Genomic DNA, 21,710 nt, shown 5'->3' with positions numbered 1-21,710 from the left:
CTGTCTTGCGTATCGGGCAATCAGGCGATCAGGACCAGCGCGACGCCGATCACGGTCAGCAGGGTTCCGGCGACGATCCGCGCGGTGATCTCGACATGCTTGAGGAACATCGCGCTCATCGCCACGGTCACCAGCGGGTAGATCGCTGCGAGTGGCGCCACCAGCGTGATCGGGCCGTTGCGGACCGCGGCGAACAGGCTGAGCGCGCTGAGCCCATTGCTGATCCCGGTCAATGCAAACCAGAACCGGCCGTCACGCGGCGCCTGCACCATGAAGCTGCCCTTGCGGATCCGCTGCACGGTCAGCACCACCAGCGAGGACATGATGTAACCGACCAGGCACGCCCACAGCGGGCTCGGCCAGATTGCCAGCCCGAGCTTGGCAATCGGGGGCACGATGCCGCGCACCAGCGCGCTGGCAAGCGGCAACAGCAGGGCCCAGCTGCGCCAATGACCGAGGTCGCGGGGCCGGGTCACGGTAATGATCGCGGCACCGGCCACCGCGACCACGAGGCCGATCTGCTGCTGCGGCGCGAGCGGCTCATGCAGCAGCACCACAGCGGCGGCGACCGCAAGCAGCGGCGCGAGATTGCCCAATGTCGAGGTGATGACAGGTCCGAGCGCCCGGTTCGAGGCGAAGATCAGCAGCGTCAGCGAGGCCGGGAAGAACAGGCCGATCGCCATGAAGATCGGCAGGCCGCGCCAGACCACCGGCTCGCCATGCAGGATCAGCGGCGAGAGCAGGAGAAACAACAGGGTGAAGGACGGCACGCTGATCGCGGCGCCCGACAGCGGCTCGACGGTGCGCAGGCCAAGCTGCGCCAGCACGACGCCGGCGCCAAGGAAAATGGCCGAGGCGAAGGCGTAGATAATGGCTGCGGTCATGAGGTCCGTCTTGTTGGCTTCTTTTGGGGGCGCGGTTGGCTCTTTGCCGGTCATTTTGGCCCGGTCCGGGGTGCCTTGCCAATCGGTGCGGGGCGTTTTAGCACTCGCGCGGAATGATGGCGGGCATGCCCGATTGAGCGAGGTAACGACCATGGCGACCCATAAACTGCTGCTTCTCCCCGGCGACGGCATCGGCCCCGAAGTGATGGCCGAGGTCCAGCGCCTGATCGACTGGCTGAATGCGCAGGGCATCGCGAAGTTCGAGACCGAGCAGGGCCTGGTCGGCGGCTCGGCCTATGACGCGCACAAGGTGTCGATCTCCGAAGGCGACATGGCCAAGGCCACCGCGGCCGACGCCGTGATCTTCGGTGCGGTCGGTGGTCCGAAGTGGGACTCGGTTCCCTACGAGGTGCGTCCGGAGGCCGGCCTGCTGCGGCTGCGCAAGGATCTCGAGCTGTTCGCCAACCTGCGTCCGGCGGTGTGCTATCCGGCGCTGGCGGATGCCTCGAGCCTCAAGCGCGAGGTGGTCGAGGGCCTCGACATCATGATCGTGCGCGAGCTCACCGGCGGCGTCTATTTCGGCGAGCCGAAGACCATCACCGACATCGGCAACGGCCAGAAGCGCGCGGTCGACACCCAGGTTTACGACACCTTCGAGATCGAGCGCATCGGCCGCGTCGCCTTCGAGCTGGCGCGCAAGCGCAAGAACAAGGTGACGTCGATGGAAAAGCGCAACGTCATGAAGTCGGGCGTGCTCTGGAACGAGGTCATGACCCAGGTCCATGCGCGCGAATACAAAGACGTCACGCTGGAGCATCAGCTCGCCGATTCCGGCGGCATGAACCTCGTCAAGACGCCGAAGCAGTTCGACGTCATCGTGACAGATAATCTCTTCGGCGACATGCTGTCGGACATCGCGGCGATGCTCACGGGCTCGCTCGGCCTGCTGCCGTCGGCCTCGCTCGGCAAGGAGGACGCCAAGACCAAGGAGCGCAAGGCATTGTATGAGCCGGTGCACGGCTCGGCGCCGGATATCGCCGGCAAAGGCCTCGCCAATCCGATCGCGATGATCGCCTCGTTCGGCATGGCGCTGCGCTATTCCTTCGGCATGGGCGATCTCGCCGACAAGGTCGATGCCGCGATCGCGGCCGTGCTCGCCAGCGGATTGCGTACCGCCGACATCAAGTCGGCCGGCACCACGTCCGTCAGCACGGCGCAGATGGGCGAGGCGATCCTGAAGGAATTGCAGAAGCTGCACGCGTAAGGCGCGCGACAACAAACAATGCGGCAACAAACAATGGTGTCGTCCCGGCCTTCGCCGGGACGACGCAGGACGTTGAATATCAGTAGGGTGGGCAAAGCGAAAACGTGCCCACCCTTTGCTTTGATCCAAACAAAAAATGCCCGGCCGAAGCCGGGCATTTTCGTATCGGCCGTTCGCCAAAATTCTCAGTACAGCGGGAAATTCCGCGGGTAGCCGCCGAGATCGGCCGGCGGGCTGAGCGGCTGGCGGTCGATCGGGCGGTTGTTGTTCTCGCGCGCGAACGAGGGATAGCCGACATCCGGCGGATAGGCGTAGTCGTTGAATTTGCGGTCGCCCGGCAGCACTTCGGTGCCGGCGTCGAGCCACGAGCGCGTGGTGACGTAAACGCGGGTGCGCGGACCCTGCTGATAGACCCGGTTCGGACCCTGCGCGCCGTAGTAGCGCCGGCCATCGCGGTCATACTGCTCTTGCTGCTTGCGCTTGCTCGGGCTCTGCTGCGCGCTGGCCGCGGTCATGCCGAACGCGGTTGCAGTGACGGCAGCCGCGGCAAGCAACACCACGAGCTTGTTCGCGGCAGGGAATTTCAAGGTCATCGCATCCTCGTCATTACGGCCCCATCGGGGGCTGGCGCATCAGCCAAAATCACTCGGAACACATTGTAGCCATGGAGGGTGGGGCGTCACTAGGTCAATTGCGCCACACCATCAGAGATAATGCGTGTCCAAGCGCAAAAGTTTCATGAAAACCAGTGCCTTGCCACGGTCTCGCCATCAAAGGGCGCCGCGCAGAAGCGGGTTCTCGCTGCCCATCACCCAGTCGGCCGACAGGGCGGGCGGGCCGGAGGTAACGCAGTCGGTGCGCCTCAGCTCGGCATGCGCGAACAGCGCGGCGAGCCGCAGGTCGTTGCCCGTAGCCAGCAGGGTCAGCCGGTTCAGCATGCAGACGATCGCGGCGCGCTGGGCCGGCAAGCGGCGCCCTGGCAGGTCCAGCCGGAGATGCGCAGGTCGGGGGCGTCGGCCTGCTTGAGGAAGCCGAGGCAGGCGCGGTTGCCGTCCTGGCGTGTGAGGCGCAGCAGGGTGACGCCGCCGAACTTGCTGTCGACGATGCCGGCGGCCTCGAGCTCGCGGACGCCGCCGGGGTCGAGCCGTCCGGCAATCTCGGTGACCGCGGGCCCCATGGCCTCGCCGCCGGGACGGTAGATTTCCAGCTCGGCTGCCGGCGCGCCATTGCCATCGGTCCAGCGGAAGACGTCCTTGCGGCCGCCTTCGGGATGCCGGAGGATTTCGTAAGCCTCTGTTTTGTCTCGCAGATCGATCTTGCTGATGGCGAAGGCGGGTCCTAAGCGGCTGGCTACGCTCCAGCCCGCGGCAGCGGGGGCCGCCGTCGCCGTTGCGTCGGGCAGTTGCCTCCATAGATGGATGCCGAAGGCGGCGAACAGCGCGAGCACGGCGGCATAGGCGAACAGCCGGGAGAGCGTGGCGTACACCTCGTCGACGAAACTCGTCAGGTCAGACGGATTTCTCGTATGATGGGGTGCGGCCGGATCGGCCCGAAATAAACGCATCAAAACGCTCAAAAGCTACGCAACGTTGTCTTGACGGGGTTTCTCGCATAGAAGCGCTGCCTCTTCCCTTTCCGCAGCTTGCGGGGGAACGGGCATTTTTCGTCGGAGAGTGAACGATGGGTTACAAAGTCGCGGTGGTCGGAGCGACCGGCAATGTCGGGCGCGAAATGCTCAACATTCTCGACGAGCGCAAATTCCCCGCCGACGAGGTCGTCGTGCTGGCCTCGCGCCGCAGCGTCGGCATCGAGGTCTCCTATGGCGACCGCACCCTGAAGGTGAAGGCGCTCGAGCACTATGATTTCTCCGACATCGACATCTGCCTGATGTCGGCCGGCGGTTCGGTCTCCAAGGAATGGTCACCCAAGATCGGCGCAGCCGGCGCGGTCGTGATCGACAATTCCTCGGCCTGGCGCATGGATCCGGACGTGCCGCTGATCGTGCCGGAGGTGAACGCGGACGCCGCCGCCGGCTTCACCAAGAAGAACATCATCGCCAACCCGAACTGCTCGACCGCGCAGCTCGTCGTGGCGCTGAAGCCGCTGCACGACAAGGCGACGATCACGCGCGTCGTGGTCGCGACCTATCAGTCGGTGTCGGGCGCCGGTAAGGACGCGATGGACGAATTGTTCTCGCAGACCAAGGCCGTCTACACCAATGACGAGCTGATCAATAAGAAGTTTCCCAAGCGCATCGCCTTCAACATCATTCCGCAGATCGACGTCTTCATGGAAGACGGCTTCACCAAGGAAGAGTGGAAGATGATGGCGGAGACCAAGAAGATCCTTGATCCCAAGATCAAGCTGACCGCGACCTGCGTGCGCGTGCCGGTCTTCGTCAGCCACTCCGAAGCCGTCAACGTCGAGTTCGCGAACCCGATCACGGCGGACGAGGCGCGCAACATCCTGCGCAACGCGCCGGGCTGTCTCGTGATCGACAAGCACGAGCCGGGCGGCTACGTCACGCCCTATGAGGCCGCCGGCGAGGACGCGACCTATATCAGCCGCATCCGCGAGGATGCGACCGTGGAGAACGGCCTGTCGTTCTGGTGCGTGTCGGACAATCTGCGCAAGGGCGCGGCGCTGAACGCGATCCAGATCGCGGAAGTCCTGATCAACCGCAAGCTGATCACCGCGAAGAAGAAGGCGGCCTAAAGGCGGGGACCAACGGGGGGCGCAACCATGTCGGAACAGCTGGCTCCCACCCCATCAAGCCCCCCGACGCCGCGCATCATGCGCGGCTTCGAGTATGTGCTGTTCAACAGCCGCTGGCTGATGGCGCCGTTCTATGTCGGCCTGGTGGTGGCGCTTGCCGTGCTGCTGCTGAAATTCGCGCGCATGCTGTGGGAGTTCGTGCTGCATGCGTCCGGCTACAAATCGACGGAAGTCATCCTCGATGCGCTGGCGCTGATCGACGTCACGCTGGTCGCCAATCTCATTCTGATCGTGGTCTTTTCGGGCTACGAGAACTTCGTCTCGCGCATCGACACGTCGGGCAACCCGAACTGGCCGATCTGGATCACCAAGATCGATTTTGCCGGGCTGAAGCAGAAGCTGCTGGCGTCGATCGTCGCGATCTCCGCGATCCACGTGCTGGAAGCGTTCCTGAACATCGATGCCGCGTTCGACGCAACGCGGATGACCTGGCTCGTCGCCGTGCACCTGGTGTTCGTGATCTCAGCGCTGTTGCTCGCGCTCTCGGATCGCTGGGGCGGCTATCACGGTGATGAGTAGCCGCTAGCTAGAGCATGATCCGGAAAAGTGTGAAGCGGTTTTCCGAGAAGATCATGCTCAAACAAAAAGCTAAAGCGCGATGACGATCCAACTCAAACTCATCGCGCTTCACTCGCCGGCCTTCACGGCATCGGTGACGCTGATGAATTCCTTCGCGACCCGATCGAGCACGAACAGCGAGCCCTCGGCGACGCCGAAATAGGCGCCGTGCAGCTGCGTCTCGCCGCTCTCGACCCGCTCGCGCACGAACGGGAAGGTCATCAGGTTCTCCAGCGAGCGGAACACCGCGGCCTTCTCGATGCGGGTGACGAAGTCCTGCATGCTCTCATGATCGCGCTGCTCGACGATCTCGCCCGGCTTGATGAACATCTGCATCCATTTGCCGATGAAGTCGCCGGGCGTGAGCGGCTTGATCTTGTCGACGAAGGCGCGGATGCCGCCGCACTGGGCATGGCCCAGCACCACGATGTTCTTCACCTTCAGCACGGTCACGGCGTATTCCAGCGCGGCCGATACGCCGTGGGCGTTGCTGTCGGGCTGATAGACCGGAACCAAATTGGCGATGTTGCGGACCACGAACAACTCGCCGGGGCCGGCATCGAAGATCACTTCCGGCGAGACGCGGGAATCGCAGCAGCCGATCACCATGGTCTCGGGAAACTGGCCGCGTTCCGACAGATCCCGGTATCGCGACTGTTCAGTCGGCAACCGCTGGGTCGCGAAGGTCCGGTAGCCGTCGATCAACTGCTTCGGAAAGAATTCCATGGCCTCTGGCTAACCACATGCCGATGACGGGAACAAGACTTTCGGCGCGCAGCCTGAGATGATACGGCAGCGTTGAAGGATGGTTCCTGCCCGATGCCCAAACAATGGACAGCGGCGGAGCCCAAGCCCCCAGGAGAATGCCGATGACCCGTCCGCGCCGCAGCCTGTTGTTCATGCCGGGATCGAATGTGCGGGCGCTGGAGAAGGCCCGCACGCTGGCGGCGGATGGCATCATCCTCGACCTGGAGGATTCCGTTGCCCCCGACGCCAAGGCGGTGGCCCGCGAGCAGATCGCCAAGGCGGTCGCCGCCAAGGGCTTTGGCAAGCGCGAGGTCCTGATCCGCATCAACGCGCTCGACTCGCCCTGGTGGGTCGACGACATCGGCATGGCCGGCAAGGCGCAGCCGGACGGAATCCTGGTTCCCAAGATTTCCACCGTCGACGATCTCAACGCGGTGGCCGATCGCCTCAGCGACATCAATGCGCCTGCCTCGATCCGGGTCTGGGCCATGATCGAGACTGCGCGTGCCGTGCTCGATGCCGACAAGCTTGCGGCTGCCTCGAAGGATTCCGAAATCCGGCTCGCCGGCTTCGTGTTCGGGCCTAACGACATTGCGCGCGAAACCCGGATCCGGATGAAGCCGGGCCGTGCGGCGATGATCCCAATGATCACGCATTGCATCCTGGCGACCCGCGCGCACGGGCTCGAGATCCTCGACGGCCCCTATGGCGACATCAGCAACATCGACGGCTTCGCCGAGGAATGCGCGCAGGGCCGCGATCTCGGCTTCGACGGCAAGACGCTGATTCATCCGAGCCACATCGATGCCTGCAACGCGATCTTCACGCCGCCGGAGGCCGAGGTCGCCGAGGCACGCAAGATCATCGCCGCGTTTGAACAGCCGGAGAACGCCTCGCGCGGTGCGATCCAGCTTGATGGCCGCATGGTGGAGCGCCTGCACGCCGAGATGGCCAAGCGCACGATCGCGATCGCGGACGCGATCGCCGCGATGGGGCATTGATCTTACCCTCCCCTGGAGGGGGAGGGTCGGATCACATTGAGCGTAGCGAAAATGTGAGACGGGGTGGGGTGATCTCTCAACACGGGAAGCGCCCGAGCGGAGAGATCACCCCACCCCGCTGCGCATTTCGCTGCGCTGCATGCGCAACGACCCTCCCCCTCCAGGGGAGGGTGACTACGCCCCAAATTTCTCCGCCGCCCAGGCATAGAGGCTGCCCGGGATCGGCGCCTCCTTGCCGCGTCCTTTCGGCGAGATGTGCAGGCCGATGATTTCGGGATCGTTCAGGTAGCGCGAAAAATCCGACGGCTCGAAGAACAGTCTTGGCTCGGCGTGCACCGCGTAGAACGCCCGCTTTGGCAGCGCGTGCTGCAACTCGCCTTCGCGGCGCGCGAGCGCGGTGAGCGCTGCGGGGCCGTAGATCGCGATGCGGATGTCGGAGAGGCGATTGGATTTGCCGCGCAGCTTGCGCATCGCGAATGTAAGGCGGTGGCGCAGCGCCAGCCAGTCCGGCGTCAGCTCGTCCTGCTTCATCAGCGCTTCGAATGCGCGCACGATCGGATCATCTTGCGGCAGATACAGCACGGAGTTGCCGAGCTGCCGCGGCCGCTCCCAGGCAAAATAGGGCTTGGCCTGATCGATCTCGACCGGCTTCAGCAACAGCACGTCGGCGTCGAGCCAGAGCCCGGCGCGCTGTGCCATCAGCCGCATGCGGAAGAAGTCGCTGAATTGCAGGATAGTCCAGTCGCGCCACGACCCGTCACGCTCGGCCGGACGCAGCCTCTCGGCGAACGAATGCGGCAGCACGGCCTCGGCCTCGGCATTGCCGATGCCATCGGGCAGGCCGGGAATGGGATCGAAACTGTAGACGGTGACCTTGTGACCGGCGGCCAGCTGCGAGTGCAGACAGGTCCGGCGCAGCGCGTCCATCGAGCCGTGCCAGAAGGTGACGATGTCAGGCAGCATGCGCGTCAGCCATCAGCAGGTTCGTGAGAAGACAATTTCGCAAAGAAAAGCCCCGGCGCCTGAAGGCACCGGGGCGCGACGAATGGATGCGCCTCAAGCCCAGGCGCGTTCCTTGAGCTTGGCCTCGTAGGTGTCGATCGACGATTTCTTCTCCATCGTCAGGCCGATGTCGTCGAGGCCGTTGATCAGGCAGTGCTTGCGGAACGGATCGATCTCGAATTTCACCGTGCCGCCGTCGGGGCCGCGGATCTGCTGGTTGGGAAGATCGATGGTCAGCGTCGCATTGGCGCCGCGCTCGGCATCGTCGAACAGCTTGTCGAGGTCCTCCTGCGACACGCGGATCGGCAGGATGCCGTTCTTGAAGCAGTTGTTGTAGAAGATGTCGCCGAACGAGGTCGAGATCACGCAGCGGATGCCGAAGTCGAGCAGCGCCCAAGGTGCGTGCTCGCGGCTCGAGCCGCAGCCGAAATTGTCACCGGCGACCAGCACCTTCGCGTTGCGATAGGCGGACTGGTTGAGGACGAAATCGGGGTTCTCGCTGCCGTCATCCTTGTAGCGCTGCTCGGAGAAAAGCCCCTTGCCAAGGCCGGTGCGCTTGATGGTCTTGAGGTACTGCTTCGGAATGATCATGTCGGTGTCGACATTGATGATCTTCAGCGGTGCCGCGACGCCTTCCAGCGTGGTGAACTTGTCCATCGGTGCTCTTCCCGGGCAAAATTGGGGGATAGGGGCCGGATGTTTATCGCGAATGTGACAGCGGTAAAAGGGCCATTTCTGCAAAGCTGGAGCCCCCGTTCCGATTGGATCGGCAACGGGGGCTCCAGCTTCCTTGTTTTGACGCGTTTTCTTCACGCGAACCGGGGTCCATCCCGGATCAAGTCCGGGACAGGCCTTCGCTCGAAAACGCTTTATCCCGCATCGGCCTCAATCGCCTCCATATCGGCGTCGGAGAGGCCGAAATGGTGCCCAATCTCGTGGATCAGCACGTGGCGGACGATGTGGCCGAGGGTTTCGTCGTGCTCCGCCCAGTAGTCCAGGATCGGCCGCCGGTAGAGCCAGATCAGGTTGGGTAGCCGGGCTACGTCGCCATGGCTCTGCTGCGGCAGGCCGATGCCGTGAAACAGCCCGAGCAGGTCGAACTCGCTCTCGGCCTGCATCTCGTCGAGCACCTCGTCGGTCGGGAAGTCGTCGACACGGATGATCAGGCCCTCGCAGAGGGCCCGGAACGTCGGAGGCAGGCGCTCGAAAATTTCGTGCGCCACGGCCTCCATCTCGGCGAGCGATGGGGCTTTTTCTGTGGTCCACATGACACTCCTTTAGCGCGAGTGCCTCAGGCGGCGCCAGCGCAGTTGACCTTGGCGGTGCAATGGGAGACCGTGCGGCCCAAGATTGAGGCTCAAGAATGGGGCTTGGGTGGCGTGATGAAACGGATCGTGGCGGCAACGCTGTTGGCGGTAGCAGTCGGGCTCGCGCTTCCGGCGGGAGAGGCGCGGGCACAGAGCGCGGCGGCCGAAGCGCGCATCGGTGAGATGGCGCCGGTCGTGCGCCAGCGGGTCGTCGAGCACCGCCGGCTAAAGCGTGTGCCGATCTACCGGTCGCGGCCCGATCATTGGGAACCGGATGTCATCCCGCGCTACAATCCCGGTCCGAACGCCGTGCGCGATTGCACCGCGACCTATGTGCAGGAACACCGGCCGAGCGGCACCGTGATCACGCCGCGCATGAACTGCTTCTGGCGGCCGGGCTAGAGCATTTTCGAGCGAAGCGAATCTAGAGCAAATGTCGGCGCGCTGCGCCGATCAGTCCGGCCGTGACGATCACTCCCGTCGTTCCATAGACCGCGAGCGCCATCAGCATTTGCGTGAGATGGCTCGCCGTTCCCATGCCGCCGCCCGGCCCTTGCGAAGCGAGCGCGACATCAATCGAAATCATGGAACCCGCGAGCGTGGCCGCGCCAAGCGCGAACCATTTGCGCGAATCTTGTCGTGTCATCGGCGATCTCCTGCGAGAGCCACCTTGGAAGATACGACCATTGTCTATGCCGGTTTTACGCGCCGACATGAAAATTCCGGTGGCTGTGCCGGAACCTGACCGCGCCAGCGGCATTCACCATCGCGGCGCAGTCATTCACATCCCATTCACGTCGTCCGCATTCTGCTTGCGATCTGCGTCGCGGCAACGGGGGTCGATTCGAATGCCGGCGCGTTTTCAAGCGAAGCGGATACCGGTTCGCATGAAGAAAACGCGTCGAGGCAAGAAGCTCGAATCGTCGTTGCAAGACGTGACATCAAGGGATCAAGGAGAAGACTCATGAAGGTGATGAAGGCTCTGGGGCTGGCGGCCGTCGGTGCCGTGCTGGTTTTGGCGGCGCCGGCCGAGCGCGCGAGCGCGATGTCGCTTGCGACTCCGGGCACTGCCGCAACGGTTCAGGACAACGCGAACCAGACGACCACGCAGGTGCGCTATGGTCATGGTCATGGCTGGCATCGTGGCTGGGGTCGCGGACATCACCGTGGCTGGGGCTGGGGCCATCGTCGCCACTGGCGCCGCTGATCGCGCGGCGTATCAGCGCAGTTGAGACACAGGCCTGTGAGCAGCGGGCCTGTTGTCGTTCTCAGCCATCAAACCGGCAGATTCGCGCGCGCGAGATGATATCAATCGCAATCTGCAGGAGTTGATCATGATGAGATGGATCGGTGTTGCCGCGGTCGCTTGTGCATTCGCGCTTACGGCGCCGGCATCGGCAACCGCCGCGGCATCAGCCAAGCCGCAGGCCGCGGCACAGCAGCGGCAGGCGGGCAAGGCGACCGACTTCAGCGCGCAGCGCCATCATCGCCATTACCACCGTCACCATTATCACCGCGGCTACCGGCCCTATTACCAGCCCTATTCCTACCGGCCGTACGGCTCCTACTATTACGGGCGGCCTTACTACTATCGGCCGTATCCATATGCTGTGCCGGCGCCGTTCACCTTTGGCTTCGGGTTCGGCCCGTTCTGGTGATGCAGTTCGTCGTGCTGCGATCGTCGCCGGCATTCCCGCTTGGACTTTTCGCACGGTTTCGCACGTTCATGTGGTAAGGTCTGAAACGACAGCGGGCGCCTCACGGCGCCCGTTTTGTCAGGCCGCCACGCAGCCTAGTCCCAGTTCTTCAGCTTCCAGGACTTTATCTTCCACGGCGTCAGGTTTTCCATCCGCCATTGCGTCCAGCGCTCCGGCGGCCAGTGGCTGAGGCGCGAGGTTTCCTTCACCTCGGGAAGCGGATCGATGATGCGTGGTGCGGCGCGGCGGCGCTTCTGCCGCGTCGCCTCACTGATCATGTCGACGAATTCGTTCTTGTCGGCCACGTCCGGCTCCCCACGAAGCATGTGTTCGCGAGGAGCCAGTGTGCGTACGTCACGTTAACAAGCCGTTTCCGAAATATCCACTGCTTGATCTAAAGGTGAGCTTTTCGACCGTGCGCGTGGCAGATAGGGACTGTAGCAGCTCCAGGGTGAAATTTTTGAAGGAACACCTAGGAATCGAAGCTTTAGAAAGCAGAGCCTTATGAGCGACCCCCGTTTTGACGTCTCGATCGCTGAAATTGCCCGAGCCCTCCGCTTCGCAAAAAAAGACGAAAGGGGCCGCAGAAACAATGTCGTCTTGGTCGGCGCAGGAGCTTCCATAAGTGCCGGAATTCCTGGTGCTGCGGACATAGGTAGGCGTCTCGTGAGGCTGGTTGCGGAACGCTTCGACATCGCTTGCACGGCCAACGCCGAGGCAAGCGAGGTGTACGCCATACTCGAATCTCAACACATGCTCGATGACTGCCGAATTGCAGCAGCCAGCAGATCAAAGGCTCCTGAAGATAGGGAAATTGATTGGTGGCGAGTGTATGATCAAGTTTTCAAGCGATACTATACTCAGCCGAATGACGTTCGTGACTTGTTTGGATCGCTCGTCGATGAAGCTGGTGGAGCGATTAATTGGGCGCATTTGGTGCTTGGAGAGCTAGTCGCGCGCGGAATAATTTCAACTGTCCTTACTACTAACTTCGATCAGCTTGCCCTGTCTGGCTTAGCTCGAGCTGGAATTATCCCCGTAGTGTGTGACGGTCTTGAGTCATTGAATAGAATCGCGGGCGCCCCGCGTCACCCTCAACTAATTGAAATACATGGCTCTCGTCATAGCTATCTGCTGCGCAATTCACCAGTTGATGTGAGCTCAGTTCGCGGAGCTTCTCCGGCAATCGCAGCGATTCGCTCGTTGATCCAGTACGCACACGCCCTAGTTGTCGTTGGATATGGCGGTCGTGAGGATGGCGTAATGGATTTGTTGGTAGAAGCGGCGGAGGCATATCCCTACAAGCACCTTTACTGGGTGTTGCACGGCAGCAATATCGATACTCTTTCCGAGAAGGCCAGAAAGCTTCTTTCAACCACTCATAACGGGGGTGTGTTGGTCAACTATGATGCCGACAAACTTTTTCTAGAGTTGTCTAGGGAATTGGGAGTCGGTGGTCCACGCGTGATAAGTGATCCCCTTGCTATGGTCGAGGCGTATCTAAAGGCGGCGGGAAGCGCTCGAATAAATCATGCCGACATTCAAGCGCAGCTAGATGAAGCGTTTCGTCGACTGGCCACTTTGAGAAGTGCTGCTTCGTTGGAGAGCGATCACGCTACCGCGGCGGCAAATGAAATTCGGAGATTACGTCTCTCCGGAGACCTAAAGGGAGCATATGAACTCGCATCTCGGGAGCTTCACAAATGAGCTCATTAGAGAAGATCGATCGGCGGCTGGTGGAAGAGGCTGCTCTTGCTGGTTATGAATATGGCGTTCAAGTCGCCGACAAGAAGCTCATCGAAGAAGCGATTGAAAGGTTTCTCTTTCTTCGAGATAGCGGCGTCGACAAGTCGGATCGTGATCGTTGGTCGCTCACGCTCAGCTCGGCCTATGCCCAACTGGCTGCCATGAGTTCAACAACGGAGGCGCCGCAGGTCGAATTATCGACGCAAGGCGGCATGGGTCAGGACCTAGCAGCTTCCGAAGCCGCTTTGTCAGATTCTGAGACCGTGCCCGTTCAACCTACTATAGGCAGTAGCAGTTCGACGACGCTCGAAAAAGCAGTCATGGTGCACCGAGAAGCACTCTCACGTTTGGCGCGCGAGACTGTGCCACTCGAGTGGGCAAAGATGCACCACGTGCTCGGTGATGCCCTATGGGAGCTCGGCGAGCGGGAAAATGGGACCGCGCGATTAGAAGAGGCTGTTGCGAGCTATCAAGAAGCTCTTAAGGAACGAAGGCGCGAGATCGCCCCGCTCGAGTGGGCGACGACACAAACCAGCTTAGGGAAGGCATTTGCCGCTATCGGGCGGCGTGAGCAGGAACCGTCTAACCTTGAGAACGCAGTCCGGTGCTACCGCGAGGCGCTAAAGGAGCGTACGCGTGAACGCGTTCCGCTTTTGTGGGCGCGTACTCAGATGAATCTGGGGAATGCATTTCTGGGATTAGCGCGGCATGAGGCTGGGATTCTAAGACTCGAGGATGCCATCGCCACCTTTCGGGAAGTGCTCAAGGAATTCACCAGAGATCGCGCTCCTTTGGAATGGGCGAGGACTCAAATGAATCTTGGGAATGCTTTGCTGCAGCTGGGCCGGCGTGAGGGAAATCCGGAACGCATCAACGACGCCATCGGAGCCTACCAAGCTGCCCTTAAGGAGCGCACGCGTGAGCGCGTCCCCGTAAATTGGGCAGCCACAAGCATGAACCTTGCGAATGCTCTTGTTGAGCTCGGCGTCCAACAGCGCGACGCAAACAAGCTCGAAGAGGCGATCGAGGTGTATGGTACAGCGCTAAGCGGAATTAAGGAAGAAACTCACCCTCGCCTCCATGAACTCATTCTGAAGAATCGCTCGAATGCCCAGAATGAGTTCGAAAAGCTTAGCAAGCAGGCTTAGTGCGCCTTACCGCCAGTCGCGGACGTCGACGAAGTGGCCGGCGATCGCAGCGGCTGCGGCCATCGCGGGCGACACCAGATGGGTGCGGCCCTTGAAGCCCTGGCGGCCCTCGAAGTTGCGGTTCGAGGTCGAGGCGCAGCGCTCTTCCGGCTTCAGCTTGTCCGGGTTCATGGCGAGGCACATCGAGCAGCCCGGCTCGCGCCATTCGAAGCCGGCCGCAATGAAGATCTTGTCGAGGCCTTCGGCTTCCGCCTGCTCCTTCACGATGCCCGAGCCCGGCACGATCATCGCGTTGACGTTGGCGTTGACGGTCTTGCCCTCGGCGACCTTGGCGGCGGCGCGCAGGTCTTCGATGCGGCCGTTGGTGCAGGAGCCAATGAAGACGCGGTCGAGCTTGATGTCGGTGATCTTGGTGCCGGCTGTCAGCCCCATATATTTCAGCGCGCGGTGCTTGGAGAGCCGCTTCGCCTCATCCGCGATCTTGTCGGGATCGGGCACGAAGCCGGTCACCGAGATGACGTCCTCCGGGCTCGTGCCCCAGGTGACGATCGGCGGCAGTTTCGCAGCGTCCAACCGCAGCTCGTGGTCGAAATGCGCGCCCTCGTCGGAGCGCAGCGTCTCCCAGTAGCGCATCGCGGCATCCCAGGCGGCGCCCTTCGGCGCCTTCGGGCGGTCGCGCAGGAAGTCGAACGCCTTCTGGTCGGGCGCAACCAGGCCGGCGCGCGCGCCGCCTTCGATCGACATGTTGCAGACCGTCATGCGGCCTTCCATCGAAAGCGCACGGATCGCCTCGCCGGCATATTCCAGCACATAGCCAGTGCCGCCGGCGGTGCCGATCTCGCCGATGATCGCCAGGATGATGTCCTTGCCGGTCACGCCGTCGGGCAATTTGCCGTCGACGATCGCGCGCATATTCTTGGCCTTCTTCTGGATCAGCGTCTGCGTCGCCAGCACGTGCTCGACCTCGGAGGTGCCGATGCCGTGCGCGAGCGCACCGAACGCGCCATGCGTCGAGGTGTGGCTGTCACCGCAGACGATGGTGGTGCCGGGCAGCGTGAAACCCTGCTCCGGCCCGATGACGTGGACGATGCCCTGACGCTTGTCGAACTCGTTGTAATATTCGATGCCGAATTCCTTGGCGTTCTCCGCCATCACCCGCATCTGCTCGATGCTTTCAGGGTCGGGGTTCGGCTTGGAGCGATCGGTGGTCGGGATGTTGTGGTCGACGACGGCGAGCGTCTTCTCGGGCGCGTGCACCTTGCGGCCGGCGGCGCGCAGGCCTTCGAACGCCTGCGGCGAGGTTACCTCGTGCACCAGGTGGCGATCGATATAGAGCAGGCAGGTGCCGTCCTCGGCCTCGTGGACCAGATGGTCGTTCCAGATCTTGTCGTACAGCGTGGTCGGTTTGGACATGAGCTTCAGCTCCAGAAGAAATTCGGTGGTGAATGGCGTTAGGTGCGCCTCGGCGCGCGAGCAGGCGAAGGCGTCCAGGCAGCGTTACGCTGCGCGCGTAAGCTCTGACGTTGCCGACGTCGCAAAGCGTCCGAAGAAGCGGCCGGGCAGCCGCGAGCGATCGTCGATCACGACGCGCTGGCAGGTCTGACTTAGGCAGGTCTGACTTGCTTGATCCGGAACCATTCTAAATTTCTAACACAGGGCTCGTGGCCGCGACAATCGATCGATGCGCGGGCCTGTCCACCAGATAGGTATGCCGCAACAAAAAAGCGCGGGGCAGGCCCCGCGCTTTCGACCACATTCCCTGAAGGGAAGAGTTACTCGCCGACGGCGGTCTGGCGGTCCTGCTTCTCGACGATGCGGGCCGACTTGCCGCGCAGGCTGCGCAGGTAATAGAGCTTGGCGCGACGAACCTTGCCGCGACGCACGACCTTGATCGAGTCGATCATCGGCGACATCACCGGGAAAACGCGCTCGACGCCCTCGCCGTACGAAATCTTGCGCACGGTGAAGCTCTCGTTGAGGCCGTGGCCGGAACGGCCGATGCAGACGCCTTCATAGGCCTGCACGCGGGTGCGCTCGCCTTCGACCACCTTCACGTTGACGATGACGGTATCGCCGGGGCCGAATTCCGGAATGGTCTTGGTGGCGGCGAGCTTGTCGAACTGCTCTTTTTCGAGCTGCTGAATCAGGTTCATCGAAATCTCCATCGGCGGCGCGCCCAGCCTGTGCGGGCTGCGCAAACGTCCATCTATCCTGCGCGTGTGCGGATTAGGCCGTGCCTATAAGGCAAAGCGCAGGGTTTGTCACCCGTCTGTCGTGTTTTTTGTCCCTCGCCGGGCGGCTTTTTGACCGGCCCTCCGGGCCCAGAGATCGGGCCGCCGGGCCGCCGTCAGGGCCTCGGACTGGGCCAGCCGCCAGGCCGCGACCTTGGCGTGGTCGCCGGAAATCAGGATTTCCGGGATTTGGCGGCCCTCGAACTCCTGCGGACGGGTGTATTGGGGGTATTCCAGTAGTCCTTCGGAAAAGCTCTCCTCGGTTCCCGAGGCCAGCTTCCCCATCACCCCCGGCAACAGGCGGACGCAGGCGTCGATCAGGGCCATCGCGGCGATTTCACCGCCGGACAGCACATAATCGCCGATCGAGACTTCTTCGAGCCCCCGCGCCTCGATCACCCGCTGGTCGATGCCTTCGAAGCGGCCGCAGACGATCAGGGGGCCGGGCCCGGCCGCGAGCTCCGCGACGTGGGTCTGGGTCAATGGCCGACCCCGCGGGCTCATCAAGAGGCGCGGGCGGTCCGGCGCAATATCAGCGGCATCGATTGCCGCCGCCAGCACATCGGCCCGCAGCACCATGCCCGGGCCGCCGCCGGCCGGCGTGTCGTCGACGCTGCGGTGCCTGTCGGTCGCCGACGCCCTGATGTCGCGCGCCTCCAGCGCCCAGAGACCCGTGGCCAGCGCCTTGCCGGCCAGGCTCACGCCGAGCGGTCCCGGGAACATGTCCGGGAACAGGGTCAGCACGGTGGCGCGCCAGATCGTCGGCTGGGAGGGCATCGCGTTCCAATGACGTGTCCGGCCGATGCCGTCAAATGGCAACCGTCACGATGCCGGACCAGCTGTGAACGCCTCCGGGCGGGGCAGAGCGGTCAGCGCGATGAAAACGGGCGTCGGTTCTGACTCAATCAGAACCGAAGACGCCGCCTACTGCTTCCGGCCATATGCGATGAGTTCGAGCGTGTTGTTGGTCTGCAGACGCTTGTCGACGCGAATGACCTCGGTTCGCTTGACCCAATGATCGATCGCAGGCGCGTACCAGGTTTCCGACGTCAGCTCGCTGCTCCTGGTCGGATCCTTGACGCTGCGGCTCAAAAACTTGGCTTCGATCTTGAACGTATCGAACGTGCCGGCCTTCGTCGTCACGCTTTCCTGTCCGACGACTTTTGCATTGCCCGTTCGGGTCCAGGCGAAGCCGCTTCCGGCGTTGAGGCTGTTGGTCCGAGAGCTCCAGGTCTTGCCGATCGCAAGCGGCGTCTGGATGCCCGTGCCATCGTGGGGCGTGTACTTCCAGTCCCCGGAGGTGAGCAAATTCCACGACCGGTCATAAACGATGGGCATCGTCTTGGAGGAAATCAGATCCTTGGATCGCGCACTAATGTCGGCCGGCGTGATCTCGGTGACGACGATTTCGCGGGTCGCGCTGATCTTTCCGGTGATCTCGTCCCGCACTTCGTAGGTCCAATTGTCGCCCACCGACGGCTGCTCCATTGCAACGATCGGTTTTGCGGTCGAAGACGGCGGAGGCGCCGCTTCAGTGCCCCCCGATGCTTGTTGCGCGCTGGCCTGGCTGGCGAACAGGCCCAGCATCGCAATTGCGGCGTAGCGAAGCATATTCACCCCTTGCGGAAGCTGTTGTCGATCGGCGCGGTCTGCGTGGCGCATGGTCTTATCGGTTGATCTAGCGGCGGCCATACTCGACCAGCTCCATCGTGCTCTTGTCCCGGATGCGTCCGTCGGAACGCGTCACCGAACTGCGCTTCACCCAGTGATCGATGGCCGGTGCGTACCAGGTCTGCTGCTCAAACTGCAGCTTCTTGGTCGCATCGGCGGCGTTGTCTTCCTGAACGGTGGTTTCGATCTTGAAAGTGTCAAACGTGCCCGCACTGGTCGTGACGCTTTCCTGTGCGACAACCTTGGCGGTCCCCGAACGCTTCAGACTGTTGCCGGCCTTGGTGTTGAGAGCGGTATTCTTGAACGACCAGGTCTTGCCCACCGTGAGCGGCGGCCGAATGCCGGTGCCGTCATTGGGCGCAAATTTCCAAACGCCGTTATTGGTCAGATTCCAGGTTCGGTCGAATGTCTGGTAGCCGAAGGTCGGATTCCCGAGCAACGAAAACCGCATGTTGATCTCGGAAGCCGAGGCGTCGGTGACGGTATTGGTGATGGTCGATTTGATGTCGCCGGTAATGTCGTCCCGCACCTGGTAGGTCCAGTGATCGCCGGTCTGGACGTCTTCCATCGGCTCCGGCGCGTTCGGTGTTTCGGCGGCCGGTGGTGGAGCGGCTGGTGGTGATTGGGCTGGTGTCTGGGCGGAAACGAAACCGACCGTGGCAAGGAGGCCGACGGTCGCGACGACAGTGCTGCGCCACATGGAATGTCTCTGATGCCTGGAAATCAACGATGGAGGAAATCCAGCGTTGTGTAAGGTTGGTGTAAGGTTGCTCAAACAACCGTAACGTGCCTGACCCCCAAAAGAGGTGCAAGCACTTGTCTGCAACCCGGCGGCGACCTTGCCTAAATTTAATGTTGATCTCCGACTGCGGGTTACGGCGCCACGGCCGTGAGGTCGAGGCTCTGCATCATCGCGGCCGCGTCCACCGCGCTGCGGAAGTCGGCGAGCTTGAACGTCGCGACGTTGATCTTGCGCAGATCCAGCAGGCCTTCGGCCGCAAGGCCGGCGAGTTGGCCCGGCGCGGTGCGGTCGTACATGAACTGCCCGACCACTTCCCAGTCGTTGGCCAGCATCTCGCGGAACGACAGTTCGAGCGGCGCCTCGGCGCTGCCCATCAGCACCATCCGGCCGCCGCGCCTGAGCGCGCGCAGGGCGGACAGCGTTGTCGAGGTGCTCTTGGCGGCGCCGAGCAAATCGAGCGCGACATCGGCGCTGCCGGCGGCGGCGCGGCGGATGATCTGAAGGTCAGCGGAGGCATCGCCGGTGACGACGGCGGGAATGACGCGCGGGCCGAATGCATCGCGCAATTGATCGAGCGCGGCCTCTTTGCGTCCGACTGCGACGACGCGGCCCGCGCCCATCGCGACCGCGAGCATCACGCCGCCGGAGCCGAAATAGCCGGTCGCACCGTTGACAATGATGGTCTGTCCGCCGCGCAGGCCGGTGCGCTGCAATCCGCCGAACGGCACGATCAGTTTTGCCAGCCCGATCAGCTCGGTCGCCGGCTTGTCGTCGAGATTGGCAAGTGGCGTGACGCAGGCGGCAGGCCAATGCGCGATCTCCGCAAACACGCCGTCGCGCCAACGCACCTGCAGTGCGAGCGCCTCCGGCGTCGTCACCGTGGCGGTGAGGCCGATCAGGATCTGCGGCGGATCGCGATCCGGCACGTCGCCGCGCAGATGCGGGCTGAGGAATACGCGGTCGCCGCTCCGCACATGCGTGACGTTCTCGCCGGTGGCGACGATTCGCGCGATCGCGTTGGTGCCCGGCACGAACGGCATCGGCGGCAGGCTGTAGGGCAGCGCGCCGGACAAGAGCTTGTTGGTATAGGACAGCACCATGCCGGCTTCGATCCGGACGACGACGCCATCAGGCGCGGGCCCGGGCGTTGCGACATCCTCGAAGCGAAGATCATTGTGGGCGTGCAGCCGCCAGGCCTTGTGCGTGCTTGTCATTGGGATGCTCCGTGAGACCATTGCTTAAGTAGCCCGGATGGCGCGAAGCGCAATCCGGGAATCATGCAAGCAACGCGTCTCCTCGGAAGGCCGCCCCAGAATACGGTTCGCTCTATCTGGGCTATCGCTCCAACCTCCCCTTGAAAAGGGGAGGTTGCTTTGCTCGCAAGAGCAAAGTGGGTGGGGATCTGCTCTCTCCGCTTGCAGCGTCGCCCGCGGCTGCTCCCCCATCCCGACTTTCCCCCTTTCAGGGGGAAGGAGAAGTGAGGACCTGTAGCCCGGATGAAGCGCAGCGTAATCCGGGAACGGGCTATCCGCGGTGAGAGCGGCCCCGGATTGCGCTGCGCTTCATCCGGGCTACGAGCTAGGTTCGTTTTACGTCACGCCGTCGTTGGATCGTCGGCAAGATGACGCGCCAGCGCGACGGCAAGCAGGCAAATCGCCAGTGCCGTGAGCGCGGTCGCCGTGGTGGCGAGCGTCGGACCGAGCGCGTCGCCAAGCAGACCATAGAGCACCGGCGCGATCGCGCCCGATCCGATGGTCCCGGTATAGAACAGCGCGAAGGCGCGCTCGGTCTGATGCGGCGGCGTGAGCTCGGGCACCGTGCCATAGAGCACCGAGGACGTGCCGTTGAGCATCACGCCGAGCAGCGGCAGCAGCATGATGGTGGGCGCCAGCGGCAATACCAGCACCGCAAGGATCAGCACTGCCGTGCCGCCTTCGGTGATGAGCACGGTGCGCAACGTGCCGACGCGCTCGCCGAGCCAGCCGCAGGTGAATTTTCCCGCAGCGCCGCCGATGAAGACCAGCGCCAGTGCGAGGCCGTTGGTCGGCAGCGAGGCGCCCTTATCGCGCAACAGGAACGGCAGGAAGGTGAGAAAACCCATCCTGACCGCGGTGTCGAGAATTCCGATCGCGAGCAGCCAGTGAAAGCCGCCGTCTGAGCTTGCGCGGCGCGACGCGGCGGCCATCTTGTGCTCGGCACGCTTGCCGACCGACGGCATCCAGAGTGCGATGCAGATCGCGACGAGCAGGCCTGCAAACGCGAGCACGAGCAGCGTGTGCCGCCACGACATGATCACAAGCAGGATCGAGGTCAGCGCCGGGATCGCCGCCTTGCCGAGATCGCCTGAGAAATTGTAGATGCCGAGCGGACCGCGCGCGGCCGTGCCATAGGCGCGAGACACCGCTGATGATGCGATCGGATGCTGCGTGCTCGAGCCCGCGCCGGAGAGCGCGAGCGCCAGGCCAAGCCCAATGACGCCGCCGGAGAATCCGGCGAACACGTAGCCGAGCGCCGACAGTGCCGTGCCTGCGATCAGGATGATCTTGCCGTCGATCCGCTCTGCGATGCGTCCGACCGGAATCTGCAGCCCGGCCATGGCGCCGGCATAGAGCCCGCGCAGCAGCGCCAGCAGCCCGTAGCTCAGTGCGAACTCCGCCTGCCAGACCGGCAGCAGCACGTAGATCAGGTCGGTGTAGCCGTCATGGAGGGCGTGGTTGAGCCCGGTCACCGTGAGTGTGCGCGTCGCCTGGGTCTGGCCGGGACGGGATGTGCCGGCTTCCATGGACACGCTCATCGCCGCCACCCAAAGCAAGAAAAACTAAAGATACGGCAGCTGCGCATCGGAGGGAATCTTCGAAAAGGAGAGATACATGAGTAGCTTGCTACGCAATATGCGCCCGAACAGCCGTTGTCACAAATCAGTAATAATCAGATCAT

General features: G+C 63.0%; 26 protein-coding genes. 9 read left to right on the top strand and 17 right to left on the bottom strand.

Translation table 11 applies throughout. The features are described 5' to 3' along the window. Nucleotides 1–20: 20 nt before the first annotated feature. On the bottom strand, nucleotides 21–884 hold the full coding sequence (locus Q0030_RS27645; RefSeq protein ID WP_298374245.1) for an EamA family transporter: 864 nt from the start codon (nucleotides 882–884) through the stop codon (nucleotides 21–23). A 151-nt stretch (nucleotides 885–1,035) separates the two neighbouring features. On the opposite strand from Q0030_RS27645, the gene leuB reads away from it, so the two are divergent. Beyond that, nucleotides 1,036–2,148, top strand: coding sequence for a 3-isopropylmalate dehydrogenase (leuB, locus tag Q0030_RS27640; protein ID WP_298374242.1), 1,113 nt, complete (start codon nucleotides 1,036–1,038; stop codon nucleotides 2,146–2,148). 185 nt (nucleotides 2,149–2,333) lie between these two features. Here leuB and Q0030_RS27635 read toward each other — a convergent pair whose 3' ends face one another. From Q0030_RS27635 to Q0030_RS27630, 3 genes are all read right to left on the bottom strand, one after another. After that, nucleotides 2,334–2,741 carry a hypothetical protein gene (locus Q0030_RS27635; RefSeq protein WP_106326721.1) on the bottom strand — a complete coding sequence of 136 codons (408 nt, stop codon included), beginning with the start codon at nucleotides 2,739–2,741 and terminating at the stop codon, nucleotides 2,334–2,336. Between the two features lie 177 nt (nucleotides 2,742–2,918). Beyond that, nucleotides 2,919–3,086 (bottom strand): hypothetical protein, encoded by a 168-nt coding sequence (locus tag Q0030_RS40625; protein ID WP_363323500.1) that lies wholly within the window; start codon nucleotides 3,084–3,086, stop codon nucleotides 2,919–2,921. Next, nucleotides 3,080–3,712: a hypothetical protein gene (locus Q0030_RS27630; protein ID WP_363323499.1), complete on the bottom strand. Its 633-nt coding sequence runs from the start codon at nucleotides 3,710–3,712 to the stop codon at nucleotides 3,080–3,082. The genes Q0030_RS40625 and Q0030_RS27630 overlap by 7 nt, the downstream gene beginning before the upstream one ends. A 116-nt stretch (nucleotides 3,713–3,828) precedes the next feature. Here Q0030_RS27630 and Q0030_RS27625 point away from each other — a divergent pair, with 116 nt between their 5' ends. Together Q0030_RS27625 and Q0030_RS27620 are read left to right on the top strand one after the other, a co-directional pair. Further along, nucleotides 3,829–4,863 (top strand): aspartate-semialdehyde dehydrogenase, encoded by a 1,035-nt coding sequence (locus tag Q0030_RS27625; protein WP_298374236.1) that lies wholly within the window; start codon nucleotides 3,829–3,831, stop codon nucleotides 4,861–4,863. 27 nt (nucleotides 4,864–4,890) lie between these two features. Further along, nucleotides 4,891–5,442 carry a TIGR00645 family protein gene (locus Q0030_RS27620; protein WP_050402526.1) on the top strand — a complete coding sequence of 184 codons (552 nt, stop codon included), beginning with the start codon at nucleotides 4,891–4,893 and terminating at the stop codon, nucleotides 5,440–5,442. 108 nt (nucleotides 5,443–5,550) lie between these two features. On the opposite strand, the gene Q0030_RS27615 is transcribed toward Q0030_RS27620, so the two are convergent. Then, nucleotides 5,551–6,207 (bottom strand): carbonic anhydrase, encoded by a 657-nt coding sequence (locus Q0030_RS27615; protein ID WP_298374233.1) that lies wholly within the window; start codon nucleotides 6,205–6,207, stop codon nucleotides 5,551–5,553. 143 nt (nucleotides 6,208–6,350) lie between these two features. Here Q0030_RS27615 and Q0030_RS27610 point away from each other — a divergent pair, with 143 nt between their 5' ends. Continuing rightward, a complete protein-coding gene (locus tag Q0030_RS27610) occupies nucleotides 6,351–7,229 on the top strand; it encodes a CoA ester lyase (protein WP_298374230.1) in 879 nt (292 codons plus the stop codon). A 174-nt stretch (nucleotides 7,230–7,403) separates the two neighbouring features. Here Q0030_RS27610 and Q0030_RS27605 read toward each other — a convergent pair whose 3' ends face one another. From Q0030_RS27605 to Q0030_RS27595, 3 genes are all read right to left on the bottom strand, one after another. Further along, nucleotides 7,404–8,192: a hypothetical protein gene (locus Q0030_RS27605; protein ID WP_298374227.1), complete on the bottom strand. Its 789-nt coding sequence runs from the start codon at nucleotides 8,190–8,192 to the stop codon at nucleotides 7,404–7,406. Nucleotides 8,193–8,285: 93 nt separating this feature from the next. Beyond that, complete coding sequence (gene leuD / locus Q0030_RS27600; protein ID WP_298374225.1) at nucleotides 8,286–8,888, bottom strand: 3-isopropylmalate dehydratase small subunit; 603 nt, start codon at nucleotides 8,886–8,888, stop codon at nucleotides 8,286–8,288. A gap of 212 nt (nucleotides 8,889–9,100) precedes the next feature. Continuing rightward, nucleotides 9,101–9,499 carry a metallopeptidase family protein gene (locus Q0030_RS27595; protein WP_050402532.1) on the bottom strand — a complete coding sequence of 133 codons (399 nt, stop codon included), beginning with the start codon at nucleotides 9,497–9,499 and terminating at the stop codon, nucleotides 9,101–9,103. A gap of 114 nt (nucleotides 9,500–9,613) precedes the next feature. Here Q0030_RS27595 and Q0030_RS27590 point away from each other — a divergent pair, with 114 nt between their 5' ends. Further along, nucleotides 9,614–9,940, top strand: coding sequence for a hypothetical protein (locus Q0030_RS27590; protein WP_298374221.1), 327 nt, complete (start codon nucleotides 9,614–9,616; stop codon nucleotides 9,938–9,940). Between the two features lie 22 nt (nucleotides 9,941–9,962). Here Q0030_RS27590 and Q0030_RS27585 read toward each other — a convergent pair whose 3' ends face one another. Continuing rightward, entirely contained in the window at nucleotides 9,963–10,184 is a 222-nt protein-coding gene (locus tag Q0030_RS27585; protein WP_298374218.1) for a hypothetical protein, read from the bottom strand. Nucleotides 10,185–10,502: 318 nt separating this feature from the next. Here Q0030_RS27585 and Q0030_RS27580 point away from each other — a divergent pair, with 318 nt between their 5' ends. Together Q0030_RS27580 and Q0030_RS27575 are read left to right on the top strand one after the other, a co-directional pair. After that, nucleotides 10,503–10,745 (top strand): hypothetical protein, encoded by a 243-nt coding sequence (locus Q0030_RS27580; protein WP_298374216.1) that lies wholly within the window; start codon nucleotides 10,503–10,505, stop codon nucleotides 10,743–10,745. 127 nt (nucleotides 10,746–10,872) lie between these two features. Next, nucleotides 10,873–11,196 (top strand): hypothetical protein, encoded by a 324-nt coding sequence (locus Q0030_RS27575; protein ID WP_298374213.1) that lies wholly within the window; start codon nucleotides 10,873–10,875, stop codon nucleotides 11,194–11,196. Between the two features lie 134 nt (nucleotides 11,197–11,330). On the opposite strand, the gene Q0030_RS27570 is transcribed toward Q0030_RS27575, so the two are convergent. After that, nucleotides 11,331–11,540, bottom strand: coding sequence for a hypothetical protein (locus Q0030_RS27570; RefSeq protein WP_298374211.1), 210 nt, complete (start codon nucleotides 11,538–11,540; stop codon nucleotides 11,331–11,333). Between the two features lie 199 nt (nucleotides 11,541–11,739). Between Q0030_RS27570 and Q0030_RS27565 the strand changes: the two genes are divergently transcribed. Beyond that, entirely contained in the window at nucleotides 11,740–12,942 is a 1,203-nt protein-coding gene (locus Q0030_RS27565) for an SIR2 family protein (protein WP_298374209.1), read from the top strand. Then, nucleotides 12,939–14,129, top strand: coding sequence for a hypothetical protein (locus tag Q0030_RS27560; RefSeq protein WP_298374206.1), 1,191 nt, complete (start codon nucleotides 12,939–12,941; stop codon nucleotides 14,127–14,129). Before Q0030_RS27565 ends, Q0030_RS27560 begins: the two co-directional genes overlap by 4 nt. 6 nt (nucleotides 14,130–14,135) lie before the next feature. On the opposite strand, the gene leuC is transcribed toward Q0030_RS27560, so the two are convergent. From leuC to Q0030_RS27525, 7 genes are all read right to left on the bottom strand, one after another. After that, nucleotides 14,136–15,542 (bottom strand): 3-isopropylmalate dehydratase large subunit, encoded by a 1,407-nt coding sequence (gene leuC / locus Q0030_RS27555; protein WP_298374203.1) that lies wholly within the window; start codon nucleotides 15,540–15,542, stop codon nucleotides 14,136–14,138. A 359-nt stretch (nucleotides 15,543–15,901) separates the two neighbouring features. Further along, complete coding sequence (gene rplS, locus Q0030_RS27550) at nucleotides 15,902–16,282, bottom strand: 50S ribosomal protein L19 (RefSeq protein ID WP_092126446.1); 381 nt, start codon at nucleotides 16,280–16,282, stop codon at nucleotides 15,902–15,904. A 108-nt stretch (nucleotides 16,283–16,390) separates the two neighbouring features. After that, nucleotides 16,391–17,137, bottom strand: coding sequence for a tRNA (guanosine(37)-N1)-methyltransferase TrmD (gene trmD / locus Q0030_RS27545; RefSeq protein ID WP_298374197.1), 747 nt, complete (start codon nucleotides 17,135–17,137; stop codon nucleotides 16,391–16,393). 147 nt (nucleotides 17,138–17,284) lie between these two features. Next, nucleotides 17,285–17,971 carry a hypothetical protein gene (locus Q0030_RS27540; protein ID WP_298374194.1) on the bottom strand — a complete coding sequence of 229 codons (687 nt, stop codon included), beginning with the start codon at nucleotides 17,969–17,971 and terminating at the stop codon, nucleotides 17,285–17,287. A 67-nt stretch (nucleotides 17,972–18,038) separates the two neighbouring features. After that, the gene (locus Q0030_RS27535; RefSeq protein WP_298374191.1) at nucleotides 18,039–18,731 is read right to left on the bottom strand and encodes a hypothetical protein; all 693 of its coding nucleotides are present in this window, start codon (nucleotides 18,729–18,731) and stop codon (nucleotides 18,039–18,041) included. A gap of 173 nt (nucleotides 18,732–18,904) precedes the next feature. Further along, the gene (locus tag Q0030_RS27530; RefSeq protein WP_298374188.1) at nucleotides 18,905–19,987 is read right to left on the bottom strand and encodes a zinc-binding dehydrogenase; all 1,083 of its coding nucleotides are present in this window, start codon (nucleotides 19,985–19,987) and stop codon (nucleotides 18,905–18,907) included. Nucleotides 19,988–20,367: 380 nt separating this feature from the next. Beyond that, the gene (locus tag Q0030_RS27525) at nucleotides 20,368–21,567 is read right to left on the bottom strand and encodes an MFS transporter (RefSeq protein WP_298374186.1); all 1,200 of its coding nucleotides are present in this window, start codon (nucleotides 21,565–21,567) and stop codon (nucleotides 20,368–20,370) included. Nucleotides 21,568–21,710 lie beyond the last annotated feature (143 nt).

The organism is uncultured Bradyrhizobium sp. (genome assembly GCF_947648125.1).
Lineage (GTDB): Bacteria > Pseudomonadota > Alphaproteobacteria > Rhizobiales > Xanthobacteraceae > Bradyrhizobium.
Note: the sequence above shows the minus strand (reverse complement) of the source record. Positions and strands in the feature narration are given on the sequence as shown.

Excerpts from the sequence above, each read along its gene's own strand:
- Q0030_RS27595 (WP_050402532.1), bottom strand. The coding sequence starts at position 9,499 with ATGTGGACCACAGAAAAAGCCCCATCGCTCGCCGAGATGGAGGCCGTG.
- Q0030_RS27605 (WP_298374227.1), bottom strand. The coding sequence starts at position 8,192 with ATGCTGCCTGACATCGTCACCTTCTGGCACGGCTCGATGGACGCGCTG.
- Q0030_RS27540 (WP_298374194.1), bottom strand. The coding sequence starts at position 17,971 with ATGCTTCGCTACGCCGCAATTGCGATGCTGGGCCTGTTCGCCAGCCAG.
- Q0030_RS40625 (WP_363323500.1), bottom strand. The coding sequence starts at position 3,086 with ATGCTGAACCGGCTGACCCTGCTGGCTACGGGCAACGACCTGCGGCTC.
- Q0030_RS27625 (WP_298374236.1), top strand. The coding sequence starts at position 3,829 with ATGGGTTACAAAGTCGCGGTGGTCGGAGCGACCGGCAATGTCGGGCGC.
- trmD (WP_298374197.1), bottom strand. The coding sequence starts at position 17,137 with ATGCCCTCCCAGCCGACGATCTGGCGCGCCACCGTGCTGACCCTGTTC.
- Q0030_RS27645 (WP_298374245.1), bottom strand. The coding sequence starts at position 884 with ATGACCGCAGCCATTATCTACGCCTTCGCCTCGGCCATTTTCCTTGGC.
- Q0030_RS27585 (WP_298374218.1), bottom strand. The coding sequence starts at position 10,184 with ATGACACGACAAGATTCGCGCAAATGGTTCGCGCTTGGCGCGGCCACG.
- Q0030_RS27630 (WP_363323499.1), bottom strand. The coding sequence starts at position 3,712 with ATGCGTTTATTTCGGGCCGATCCGGCCGCACCCCATCATACGAGAAAT.
- rplS (WP_092126446.1), bottom strand. The coding sequence starts at position 16,282 with ATGAACCTGATTCAGCAGCTCGAAAAAGAGCAGTTCGACAAGCTCGCC.
- Q0030_RS27565 (WP_298374209.1), top strand. The coding sequence starts at position 11,740 with ATGAGCGACCCCCGTTTTGACGTCTCGATCGCTGAAATTGCCCGAGCC.
- Q0030_RS27575 (WP_298374213.1), top strand. The coding sequence starts at position 10,873 with ATGATGAGATGGATCGGTGTTGCCGCGGTCGCTTGTGCATTCGCGCTT.
- leuB (WP_298374242.1), top strand. The coding sequence starts at position 1,036 with ATGGCGACCCATAAACTGCTGCTTCTCCCCGGCGACGGCATCGGCCCC.
- Q0030_RS27615 (WP_298374233.1), bottom strand. The coding sequence starts at position 6,207 with ATGGAATTCTTTCCGAAGCAGTTGATCGACGGCTACCGGACCTTCGCG.
- Q0030_RS27590 (WP_298374221.1), top strand. The coding sequence starts at position 9,614 with ATGAAACGGATCGTGGCGGCAACGCTGTTGGCGGTAGCAGTCGGGCTC.
- Q0030_RS27620 (WP_050402526.1), top strand. The coding sequence starts at position 4,891 with ATGTCGGAACAGCTGGCTCCCACCCCATCAAGCCCCCCGACGCCGCGC.
- leuC (WP_298374203.1), bottom strand. The coding sequence starts at position 15,542 with ATGTCCAAACCGACCACGCTGTACGACAAGATCTGGAACGACCATCTG.
- Q0030_RS27535 (WP_298374191.1), bottom strand. The coding sequence starts at position 18,731 with ATGTGGCGCAGCACTGTCGTCGCGACCGTCGGCCTCCTTGCCACGGTC.
- leuD (WP_298374225.1), bottom strand. The coding sequence starts at position 8,888 with ATGGACAAGTTCACCACGCTGGAAGGCGTCGCGGCACCGCTGAAGATC.
- Q0030_RS27525 (WP_298374186.1), bottom strand. The coding sequence starts at position 21,567 with ATGAGCGTGTCCATGGAAGCCGGCACATCCCGTCCCGGCCAGACCCAG.
- Q0030_RS27530 (WP_298374188.1), bottom strand. The coding sequence starts at position 19,987 with ATGACAAGCACGCACAAGGCCTGGCGGCTGCACGCCCACAATGATCTT.
- Q0030_RS27560 (WP_298374206.1), top strand. The coding sequence starts at position 12,939 with ATGAGCTCATTAGAGAAGATCGATCGGCGGCTGGTGGAAGAGGCTGCT.
- Q0030_RS27635 (WP_106326721.1), bottom strand. The coding sequence starts at position 2,741 with ATGACCTTGAAATTCCCTGCCGCGAACAAGCTCGTGGTGTTGCTTGCC.
- Q0030_RS27580 (WP_298374216.1), top strand. The coding sequence starts at position 10,503 with ATGAAGGTGATGAAGGCTCTGGGGCTGGCGGCCGTCGGTGCCGTGCTG.
- Q0030_RS27610 (WP_298374230.1), top strand. The coding sequence starts at position 6,351 with ATGACCCGTCCGCGCCGCAGCCTGTTGTTCATGCCGGGATCGAATGTG.